This window comes from Streptomyces sp. NPDC050619 (assembly GCF_040654815.1).
Classification (GTDB): domain Bacteria; phylum Actinomycetota; class Actinomycetes; order Streptomycetales; family Streptomycetaceae; genus Streptomyces.
The window spans coordinates 199,266-209,082 of record NZ_JBFAIR010000020.1 but is presented as its reverse complement, the minus strand read 5'-3'; the positions used below and the strand labels follow the sequence as shown (position 1 = coordinate 209,082).

At 68.1% G+C, this 9,817-nt stretch carries 8 protein-coding genes and 2 pseudogenes; 2 read left to right on the top strand and 8 right to left on the bottom strand.

All coding sequences use genetic code 11. From position 1 onward, the window contains the following. On the bottom strand, positions 1-1,994 hold a 1,994-nt coding region (locus AB0I77_RS30465; RefSeq protein ID WP_363285931.1), incomplete at its 3' end, for an MFS transporter. 13 nt (positions 1,995-2,007) lie between these two features. Beyond that, positions 2,008-2,502 (bottom strand): MarR family transcriptional regulator, encoded by a 495-nt coding sequence (locus AB0I77_RS30460; RefSeq protein WP_363285930.1) that lies wholly within the window; start codon positions 2,500-2,502, stop codon positions 2,008-2,010. 195 nt (positions 2,503-2,697) lie between these two features. Here AB0I77_RS30460 and AB0I77_RS30455 point away from each other — a divergent pair, with 195 nt between their 5' ends. Continuing rightward, positions 2,698-2,895 carry a hypothetical protein gene (locus AB0I77_RS30455; protein WP_363285929.1) on the top strand — a complete coding sequence of 66 codons (198 nt, stop codon included), beginning with the start codon at positions 2,698-2,700 and terminating at the stop codon, positions 2,893-2,895. A 519-nt stretch (positions 2,896-3,414) separates the two neighbouring features. Here AB0I77_RS30455 and AB0I77_RS30450 read toward each other — a convergent pair. From AB0I77_RS30450 to tnpA, 3 genes and pseudogenes are all read right to left on the bottom strand, one after another. Further along, a complete protein-coding gene (locus AB0I77_RS30450; RefSeq protein ID WP_363285928.1) occupies positions 3,415-4,095 on the bottom strand; it encodes a hypothetical protein in 681 nt (226 codons plus the stop codon). A gap of 218 nt (positions 4,096-4,313) precedes the next feature. Further along, positions 4,314-5,015 (bottom strand): annotated as a pseudogene (locus AB0I77_RS30445) (IS5 family transposase); the annotation flags it as partial. A gap of 325 nt (positions 5,016-5,340) precedes the next feature. Then, a pseudogene (tnpA, locus tag AB0I77_RS30440) lies at positions 5,341-5,577 on the bottom strand (IS200/IS605 family transposase); the annotation flags it as partial. Positions 5,578-5,602: 25 nt separating this feature from the next. Between tnpA and AB0I77_RS30435 the strand changes: the two are divergent. Then, positions 5,603-6,826 (top strand): RNA-guided endonuclease TnpB family protein, encoded by a 1,224-nt coding sequence (locus AB0I77_RS30435; protein ID WP_363285927.1) that lies wholly within the window; start codon positions 5,603-5,605, stop codon positions 6,824-6,826. A gap of 56 nt (positions 6,827-6,882) precedes the next feature. Here AB0I77_RS30435 and AB0I77_RS30430 read toward each other — a convergent pair whose 3' ends face one another. The 3 genes from AB0I77_RS30430 to AB0I77_RS30420 form a co-directional block, all read right to left on the bottom strand. Beyond that, on the bottom strand, positions 6,883-7,644 hold the full coding sequence (locus tag AB0I77_RS30430) for a hypothetical protein (protein ID WP_363285926.1): 762 nt from the start codon (positions 7,642-7,644) through the stop codon (positions 6,883-6,885). A 70-nt stretch (positions 7,645-7,714) separates the two neighbouring features. Beyond that, a complete protein-coding gene (locus AB0I77_RS30425; protein ID WP_363285925.1) occupies positions 7,715-8,596 on the bottom strand; it encodes an RNA polymerase sigma factor SigF in 882 nt (293 codons plus the stop codon). 267 nt (positions 8,597-8,863) lie between these two features. Beyond that, complete coding sequence (locus AB0I77_RS30420; protein ID WP_363285924.1) at positions 8,864-9,775, bottom strand: RNA polymerase sigma factor SigF; 912 nt, start codon at positions 9,773-9,775, stop codon at positions 8,864-8,866. Positions 9,776-9,817: the final 42 nt, after the last annotated feature.

The following is a 9,817-nucleotide window of genomic DNA, read 5'->3' as shown; positions in this document are numbered from 1 at the left end:
TCCGCGGACGCGATCAGCACATACGACCCCGCACCCGGCGCATCCACGGCATACGAGCCGTCCGCCTGCGCGACCGACCGGCCCAACTGCCGCCCACCCAGCGAGATCAACGTCACCGCGGCCCGCGGCACCGGCGCACTCTCCGCACCCCGCACAAACCCACGCACCGAGACCCCACCCGAACCACCGGACGCCCCCTCGGGCCGGGCGATCGTCGCGACGGCCGCGAGCCGTTGCGTGCCCAGTTGCTGTGTGCCCAGCCGCTGCGTGCCCTCGGGACCGGCGGCATCGGTGTCCGCCACGGCCCAGCTCGGGACCCTCTCAGCCGCAGGAGCCGAAGCCGGAGCCTCAGCCTCGACCTGAGTCTCGGCCGAAGCCGAAGCCGAAGCCGAAGCCGAAGCCGTCTGCGCCATCGCACCCTTGGTCTTCAGCGGAACCTCCTTGATGAACAGCGTGACGAGGAAGGCGAGCAGGGCCAGGCCCGCCGCGATCAGGAAGACGTCCGCGATGCCGTGGCCGTACGCGCCCTCCATGACCGTACGCAGCGGCGCGGGCAGCTTGTCCATGTCCGGGATCTCGCTGGAGGAGCCCGAACCGGACGCCAGGGAGGCGTACTTGGGGCCGAGGCCCGCGATGCCGTCCGAGGCGTAGTGGGTGATGCGGTTCGCCATGACGGCACCGAGCGCGGACACGCCCATCGCACCGCCGAGGGACCGGAAGAAGGTGACCGTGGAGCTGGCCGAGCCGAGGTCGGCCGGGTCGACCTGGTTCTGCGTGGACAGCACCAGGTTCTGCATCATCATGCCGACGCCGAGGCCCAGCAGCGCCATGAAGATCGCGACGTGCCAGTACGGGGTGTCGTACCGGATGGTGCCCAGCAGCCCCAAGCCCGCGGTGATGAGCACACCGCCGCTGACCAGCCAGGCCTTCCACTTGCCGGTGCGGGTGATGAACTGCCCGGAGAGGGTGGAGGAGACGAACAGGCCGCCGATCATCGGGATCGTCATGACGCCGGACATGGTCGGGGACTTGTCCCGGGCCAGCTGGAAGTACTGGGCGAAGAACACCGTGCCGGAGAACATCGCGACGCCCACGAACATCGAGGCGATCGACGACAGGGTGATGGTGCGGTTGCGGAACAGCCGCAGCGGGATGATCGGCTCACGGGCCTTGGACTCGACGAGCACGAAGATCAGCGCGAGGACGACCGAGCCCGCGACCATCGCGTACGTCTGCCAGGACAGCCACGCGTACTTGTCGTCGGCGAAGGTGACCCAGACCAGCAGCAGCGAGACGGCGGCCGAGATGAAGAACGCGCCGGCCCAGTCGACCTTCACGTCCCGCTTCACGACCGGCAGGTGCAGGGTCTTCTGGAGCACGATCAGCGCGATGACCGCGAAGGGCACACCGACGTAGAAGCACCAGCGCCAGCCCAGCCACGAGGTGTCGGTGATGACACCGCCGAGCAGCGGACCGCCGACGGTGGCGACGGCGAAGGTCGCACCCAGGTAGCCGGAGTAACGCCCGCGCTCGCGCGGGGAGATCATCGCCGCCATCACGATCTGCGCGAGGGCGGACAGACCGCCGACGCCGATGCCCTGCACGACACGGCAGGCGATCAGCATCCCGGAGTTGTGCGACAGACCGGCGGCCGCCGAGCCCAGCACATAGATGACCAGGGCCAGCTGGACGAGCGCCTTCTTGTTGTACAGGTCGGAGAGCTTGCCCCACAGGGGCGTCGACGCCGTCATCGCCAGGAGAGTGGCGGTGACGACCCAGGTGTAGGCGGACTGGCCGCCGCCGAGGTCGCCGATGATCTCCGGGAGGGCGTTCGAGACGATCGTGGACGACAGGATCGCCACGAACATCCCGAGCAGCAGCCCGGAGAGCGCCTCCATGATCTGCCGGTGCGTCATCGGAGCGTCGGAGGGACCTGAGGAGCCTCCCCCGTGCTTGGCGTGAGCACGCACACCGGCTGGTGTGGTCGTTGCCATGGGCTTCCTTCTCTTACTTGCTCTTACTTGGTGATCGCGGGGGTAGTAGGACGGGCGGCGCGGACACCGGGGGCGCGACGCGGCAGTCGTCGAAGCTCGACCTCAGTCGCGTCATGAGCTGGATGAGCCGGCCGATCTCGTCGTCGCTCCAGTCGCTCAGCCGCTCGGTCAGCATCCGTGTGAGCCGCTGGGACAGCTCGTCCAGCTGTGCCCGGCCCGCGGGCGTGAGGTGCAGGATCCGCGAGCGCTTGTCCGCCGGGTCGGGGGAGCGCTCGATCCAGCCGCGCTCGGCGACGTGTGCGACATGGCGGCTGGTGACCGACATGTCCACGGCGAGCAGCTCCGCGAGCTTGCTCATGCGCATGTCTCCGTGGCGGTCGAGGAGCGTCAGTACGGAGGCGGAGCCGCTGGGGCAGTCGGACGGCAGAACGCGTCCCATCTCCCTCTTCACGGCACCGAAGGCGCTGAACTGACGGATCAGCTCCTGGTACTGCGCCTGCTCGGCCATCGCCCCTCCCGTATTCGTTGCTTAGGGCAACCATAGAGGTGATTGGTTGTTACAGGCAAATAAGTGAGGGCGGGTGCGGATCAAAAAGTTGGCAAAGGCAAGTATCGCGAACGTAAATCCACAGGTCGGGAGAGGATGTGCGGTGTCGGCGCCCCCACTTGGGCCGCACCCCCGGATTCGCTAGTGTCTCGGGGCATGGCTAACACCCAGGGCCCTCAGGGCACCAACGACCCCGCAGGCAACACCCAGATGTTCCGAGCGTTCGTCGACGAGGCCCCCCAGGGCCGCCAGCAGCAGGCCGCCGCTTCGGGCGGTCCCCGCATCGGCCTGATCATCGGCGTGGTCGTCGCGGTGGCGATCGTGGCGGCGGTGGCCTGGCTGGCGCTCACGTAGGCAGTACGACCGCCACGCAAGGGTGGCCGGCACCAGACCGGGGCCCGGACTCGGCGACGACCGGGTTCCCCTGGTCGTCGGTGCGGGGGCCTTCGTCGCCGGCCCGGTGCACCGCAGCTCGTACAGTGCTCGGTACCGTCCCTGCGGCCGGTCTGAGGGCCCCTCGTCAGGGCCTCTCGCTCAGGGCGACCTCCCGGATCTGTCCCGCCGCAACGGCCGATCGAGCCGGCCGAGCCGGTGGCCGACCATCATCGGCGGCAGCTCGATGCCAGAAAGGCACGGGTCTGCCCGCCGGCTCTCGCTCTACTGCCCAGCCAAGGGCGAACGCGTCGAGTTCCTGAGCGGTTCGCCCTCAGCCCCGCCCCGCACCCTCGAGCCTGGGGTCGTGCAGCACGAACGGAATGGGCTCGGGACAACGGCCCGGACGGCCGCGCCGACCGCTGCAGCATCGGCAGGCTCCAGGCTGTTCTCACTTTGGTGATTCGAGTCCAGCTGCGGATCCCGTCAATGCGGTCTGGCTCAGGAGATGTGGAGTTCCGTGCACGCTGGCCCGTGCTGCGTCCTGGCGGCGCAGTTACCCGCCTCGCGCTGGTCGGGGTTGACGGCCGAAATCGCGACCACCAACGTTCCGGCCGGAGGCGAAAACGGGATGTCGATCTGCTGCGCGATCTCCCCGTGATCGTCAGGCCTGAGCACACTCCAGTAGAGGTCTCCCGACTTCTCGGAGGGAAGATTCTCAGGGGTTACGGACACCTCGATGTGCGCCCACTTCTGGACGCCGTCAGCGTGCACGCCGAAGCGTAGCCGTATGTTGGAGCGAGGTCCGTCGAGTTTGACGTCGGTGATGGTCGGGCGGCCGTTTCCGCCCGCGGCCTGGGCGGCGCCGACCACGGCAATGCTCAGGGATGCCATGTAGAAGATGACGCCGAGGACGAGCACGCCCGTCTCCCACAGGACCCCGCGTGCGGTGGGGCGGATGAGTAGTGCGGTGATGCTGCAGACGATGGAGATGATGGCGCAGAGCGAGGCCACGTAGATGGGCCACGACCTGTTGTTGAGAGCGACGAACACGAACTCGCTATTGAGTCCCAAGGTGGTCATGATGCCGGCCACCGCCACGAGGGCACCGGCCAGGATCTTGGCCACGTCGTCCAGCCGCTTTCCCAGCGTGGCCTGAATCTCTCCGATGGTCGGGGGCATGGATTCCGTTGGTTTCGAAGGCTCTTTCGCACCGCCCATTGCGCGCTTCCCGATCGTTGAGCCCTGCCGGGCAGGACAACTGCTGGACAACGTCAGGTTCGCATCCAGCCCGGGACGGGCCGGTGATTGTGACTGCGGGAAGCCGGGCCATCGGCGGACGTTTCCCCTGGTCGGCCCAGCCCGCAGCGCCCGGCCGGTCTAAAGGGCTGCCCGGCAGGTCATGGGCGGAGCCAGAGCCGGATCGCGGCGAGAATGACCGTGCCGTGAAAGACATACGCTCTCTTGTCGTACCTGGTGGCTATGGCTATGGCTATGGCCACGGCGCTGGCGGTTGGCCCGCTGGTCCCTGCGCTCGGGAATGGTGTGCCGGATTTGTCTCCGTCGCAGGTAACAGCGGTTGCGACGGGAGCTGTACGCTTTGTCGCCGCACAGGTGGCCAGGACGAGTCCTCGGCTGCCCGCCGGCCGGACGTGGTACACGGATATGGTCCAGGACCGGGATCAACTGCGGCGCGTCACCCCACTGTCCGGGCGTGATCAGGATGGACAGCGGGCGGCAGTCGCCGTCACTCGCCAGGTGAATCTTGGTCGTGAGCCCACCGCGTGGCCTACCGCCTCGTCAGGACGATGCTGGGCGGGCCGCCTGCGTCGTCCCGGCATCAGTGTCGGCCTGTGCCGGGCCCCGGCGGCGTGCTGGTGGGCACGGCACACCGTGGAATCCACGCTCACCACGCTCCAATCGATCCGCCCCTCCGCGTCGGCGTCGGCCTGGACAGCCCGAAGGGTCCGGTCCCACGTACCGTCCGCCGACCAACGCCGGTGCCTGTAGTGCACTGCTTTCCACTTACCGAACCGTGTGGGTAAGTCGCGCCACGGCACACCAGTCCGCTGGCGGAAGAGAATGCCGTTGATGACCGTGCGACCGAACGGAACGATCCGCCAACGAGCCCGTCACGCGACCCATCGGACAGCCCCTAATCGATGAGCGAAGTTTTCCAGTTACGGCCGGAGTGCTCCCGCCTACTGGATCCACGGGGCGCAGCGGAGGTGTCGGGGCTGATCCGCCACCGAGCGAACCGCAGGACGCTGCGGACGGCCATCACCGGCTACCGCTCTGCTTTGATCTCGTGAGGCTGCGTGACAGTCAGCGACCAGAAGGTGCAGGTGTGCTGCCCGTACGGCGGATAAGCCTGCGGCCGACCTGGCTCACAGCACCATTGCAGGCCACCGGCCAAATAGAGGCAGCCGCTGTGACGGCGACCTTGGGCGGGAAGTTCACCAGGAGGTGGACGTGGTTGGTCTCGCCGTTGAACTCCACCAGCTCGCACTCGAAGTCCGCGCACACCGACCGCACGATCTCCTCCATCCGCCTCAGATGAGCATCCGTGAACACCTTATGCCGGAACTTGGTCACGAAGACCAAGTGCACATGCATCACGAAAACACAGTGCCGACCAGTTCTGATCTTCTGCATATCGCCCATAACCCACGTATGTAGCGTGGCCGTCATGCAGCTTCGGTACGCCTTCAGGCTGTACCCGGATGCTGGCCAACGCACCGCACTGGCCAAGGCGTTCGGGTGCGCCCGCGTCGTGTTCAACGACGCGGTGCGATCCCGCGAGGACGCCCGCAGGGCGGGCCAGGCGTTCCCGGCGGCCGGCGAGCTGTCCAAAAAGCTGATCACCGAGGCGAAACAGACCGACGCACGGGCCTGGCTGGGCGAGGTCTCCTCGGTGGTCCTCCAGCAGTCCCTGCGCGACGCGGAGGCCGCCTACAAGAACTTCTTCGCCTCCCTCAGGGGCGAGCGCAAGGGCACGAAGATGGGTGCCCCCCGGTTCAAGTCCCGCAAGGACAACCGGCAGTCGATCCGCTTCACCGCCAACGCCCGCTGGTCGATCACCGGCAGCGGGCGGTTGAACCTCCCGAAGATCGGCGCGGTGAAGGTGACGTGGTCACGCACCCTGCCCGTACAGCCCTCCTCGGTCACCGTGATCAAGGACGCGGCCGGACGGTACTTCGCCTCCTTCGTCATCGACACCGACCCGGCCGCCGACGCCGCCCGGATGCCCGACACCGACGACATGATCGGCATCGACCTCGGCCTCACCCACTTCGCCGTTCTCTCCGACGGCACGAAGATCGACTCCCCGCGGTTCCTGCGCCGCGCGGAGAAGAAACTGAAGCGAGCCCAGCGCGAGCTGTCCCGCAAGCAGAAGGGATCCAAAAACCGAGAGAAGGCCCGCCTCAAGGTCGCCCGCGCCCACGCCAAGGTGGCCGACGCCCGCCATGAGTTCCACCACCAGCTCTCCACCCAGCTGATCCGCGACAACCAAGCGATCGGCGTGGAAGATCTGGCGGTCAAAGGACTCGCGCGCAGCAGGCTGGCCAAGAGTGTCCACGATGCCGGATGGTCGGCATTCGTCCACATGCTGGAGTACAAGGCCGCCCGGTACGGCCGGACCCTGGTCAAGATCGGCCGCTTCGAGCCGACCTCCCAGACCTGCTCGGCCTGCGGCACAAACGACGGACCCAAACCCCTGAACGTCCGGGAATGGACCTGCACCGCCTGCGGCACCCTCCATGACCGGGACCACAACGCCGCGATCAACGTCAAGACGGCCGCCGGACTGGCGGTATCAGCCTGCGGAGCGCCAGTAAGACCAGGACTCGTCCCGGCACAGCGCGAAGAAACAGGAAGCCACGGATCCCCGCCCGAAACCTGTGCCGCCTAGCGGCACAGCAACGGACGAGAAGGCCAGAATCCTCGGGCCTCAGCCCCAGGAGCAAGTCAATTCCACTTCACCGAGACGTCCTGAGTCTCGATGTGCATGCCCAGAGGCACCCGCCACTCCTCGACGCACACCCTCCAGGTCTTCTCTTTCCGGGCGCCGGCCTCGATCGGCGCGGGAAGCTTCCCGGTGGACTCGATCGTCGCCCAGTCGATGCCGAGCGCATCGATGATGTGCGTGCCGAAGGTGACCGTGCCCGAACGCACCGCGGAGCCGCCGGTGTTGCGGAGGGCGAGGCTGACGTCCTCGCACCATCGCTTGTCCGTCGCCTTGCGCACCGGTTTGCCGACGCTCAGGGCGGCGGGCCCGGTGGGTGGCGTCGTGGGGCCGGCGGTGGACGTTCCAGAAGGCGACGGACTCGTCGTCGTACGACCGGACTTGGCGCCCTCGGCCGAAGGAGGGCGCGGGCTTCCGCTCGGGCCGGGTGGGTCGGATGGGCCGGGTGGGTCGGGTTCCCTGGCGGCGCTTCGCGATGTGCCGCCGCCGCTGGTCGAGTTGCCCGCGCTCGGCGACGGCTTCCCGTCGCTGTCCCCGCCGCTCCCGCCTCCCCCTCCCCCGTCCAGCGGAACCAGCGTCACATCCCCCGTCGGCGCCGCCGCCGTACCGGAAGCCTGAGGCGGGCCGCCCGCCGCGCCCGTGGCGACGTAACCGCCGCCGCTTGGGCCGCCGCACGCGGCAAGCGCTCCGCCCAGGCAGACGACGGCCGCCGAGGCGCCGATCAAGGCGCCCCGACGGCCGGTTGTCGAGGTCACTCCAAACATCGCGCCAGTGTGGCTGACGCTCCGTCAGGAAGGAAGTCCTCGGAAGCACTCAGACGTACTCGGAAGTGCTTCAGTCGGAGATGAGGCCCTCCCGCAGCTGGGACAGCGTGCGGGTCAGGAGGCGGGAGACGTGCATCTGGGAGATGCCGACCTCCTCGCCGATCTGCGACTGGGTCATGTTGGCGAAGAAGCGCAGCATGATGATGCGGCGCTCGCGGGGCGGGAGCTTGGCGAGGAGTGGCTTGAGGGACTCGCGGTACTCGACGCCCTCCAGGGACGGGTCCTCGTAGCCGAGGCGGTCGGCAAGGGAGCCCTCGCCGCCGTCGTCCTCCGGGGCCGGGGAGTCCAGCGAGGAGGCCGTGTACGCGTTGCCGACCGCGAGGCCGTCGACGACGTCCTCCTCCGACACGCCCAGGATGGCGGCGAGTTCGGGGACGGTCGGGGAGCGGTCCAGCTTCTGAGCGAGCTCGTCGCTGGCCTTGGTGAGGGCCAGACGCAGCTCCTGGAGCCGGCGCGGTACGCGCACCGACCACGACGTGTCGCGGAAGAACCGCTTGATCTCGCCGACCACCGTCGGCATCGCGAACGTCGGGAACTCCACCCCCCGTTCGCAGTCGAAGCGGTCGATCGCCTTGATCAGGCCGATGGTGCCGACCTGGACGATGTCCTCCATCGGCTCGTTGCGCGAGCGGAAGCGGGCCGCCGCGTAGCGCACCAGTGGGAGGTTGAGTTCGATGAGTGTGTCCCGGACGTACGCACGCTCGGGGCTGTTCTCGTCGAGTGCGGCGAGCCGCAGGAACAGGGAGCGGGACAGGGTGCGGGTGTCGATGGCTCCCGAAGTCGGGAGTGCCGGGGCCGGCGCGGCCTCAAGAGCCGTTACGTCGTCGAGCGCGGGCGCAGCCTCGCTCTTCGTGAGCGTGAGCACCTTCGAGCTGCCCTGGTCTGCGGACATGCCACCCCCTTTGGGTCGCGAGGACGGTCGTGGCGGACGCTCCCACGGAGGAACGCAGCCTCCACCTGAATACCGGAGCCGAAGCCTCGGCAAACGCACTTACGGCAGAATGTCACATGTCGGCAACACGCTGAAGTGACATGTCGACATCTGAGACGCGAATACGCCCTGGAAGAAGGGGTTCTGACGGTTTTTCGCGCAGAAACACCAGGATCCGCGCTGGTGAGCGATTCGCTCGTGCCGGTGACGGCTCGATTATCTATACGGTTATGCGTCGATCCGGTTCGCGGAGCGCAGTCGCTGGAAGCTACGCGCGAGTAGCCGCGAGACGTGCATCTGGGAGACGCCGAGTTCCGCACTGATCTGCGACTGGGTGAGATTGCTGTAGTAGCGCAGAAGCAGAATTCGCTGTTCCCTTTCCGGCAACTGGACCAGCAGATGCCGGACGAGGTCGCGGTGCTCGACGCCGTCCAGCGCCGGGTCCTCGTAGCCGAGCCGGTCGAGGAGGCCGGGCAGTCCGTCGCCCTCCTGGGCGGCCTCCAGCGAGGTGGCGTGGTACGACCGTCCGGCCTCGATGCAGGACAGCACCTCCTCCTCGGTGATCCGCAGCCGCTCGGCGATCTCGGCGGTCGTCGGGGTGCGCCCGAAGGCGGTCGTCAGGTCCTCGGTGGCGCTGTTGACCTGCACCCACAGCTCGTGCAGCCGGCGCGGTACGTGGACCGTGCGGACGTTGTCGCGGAAGTACCGCTTGATCTCGCCGACCACGGTCGGCATGGCGAACGTCGGGAACTGCACGCCCCGGTCCGGGTCGAAGCGGTCGATGGCGTTGATGAGCCCGATGGTGCCGACCTGGACGACGTCCTCCATCGGCTCGTTGCGGGAGCGGAAACGGGCGGCCGCGTAGCGCACGAGCGGCAGGTTGGCCTCGATGAGCGCCCCGCGCACCCGAGTGTGCTCCGGCGTGCCCGGCTGTAGCTCCTTGAGCTCGCCGAAGAGCACCTGGGTGAGCGCCCGGGTGTCGGCGCCGCGGCTGCTGCGCTGCGGAGCGGCTGGTGGGGTCGGTGGGGTCGGTGGGGTCGGTGGGGTCGGTGCGGTCGGTGCCGAGGGTGCGGTCGGTGCCGCGGGAGCGGTCGGCGCCGCTGGTGCGGCTTCCTGGGGCGGCGCAGTACTGGCCGACACGGTCAACGCCACCTCTTCATCGGTCTTCCTCGGTCTACATCC

Bases quoted from the DNA above. Each gene is read 5' to 3' on its own strand.
- AB0I77_RS30460 (WP_363285930.1), bottom strand. From the start codon at position 2,502: ATGGCCGAGCAGGCGCAGTACCAGGAGCTGATCCGTCAGTTCAGCGCC.
- AB0I77_RS30455 (WP_363285929.1), top strand. From the start codon at position 2,698: ATGGCTAACACCCAGGGCCCTCAGGGCACCAACGACCCCGCAGGCAAC.
- AB0I77_RS30450 (WP_363285928.1), bottom strand. From the start codon at position 4,095: ATGCCCCCGACCATCGGAGAGATTCAGGCCACGCTGGGAAAGCGGCTG.
- AB0I77_RS30435 (WP_363285927.1), top strand. From the start codon at position 5,603: ATGCAGCTTCGGTACGCCTTCAGGCTGTACCCGGATGCTGGCCAACGC.
- AB0I77_RS30430 (WP_363285926.1), bottom strand. From the start codon at position 7,644: ATGTTTGGAGTGACCTCGACAACCGGCCGTCGGGGCGCCTTGATCGGC.
- AB0I77_RS30425 (WP_363285925.1), bottom strand. From the start codon at position 8,596: ATGTCCGCAGACCAGGGCAGCTCGAAGGTGCTCACGCTCACGAAGAGC.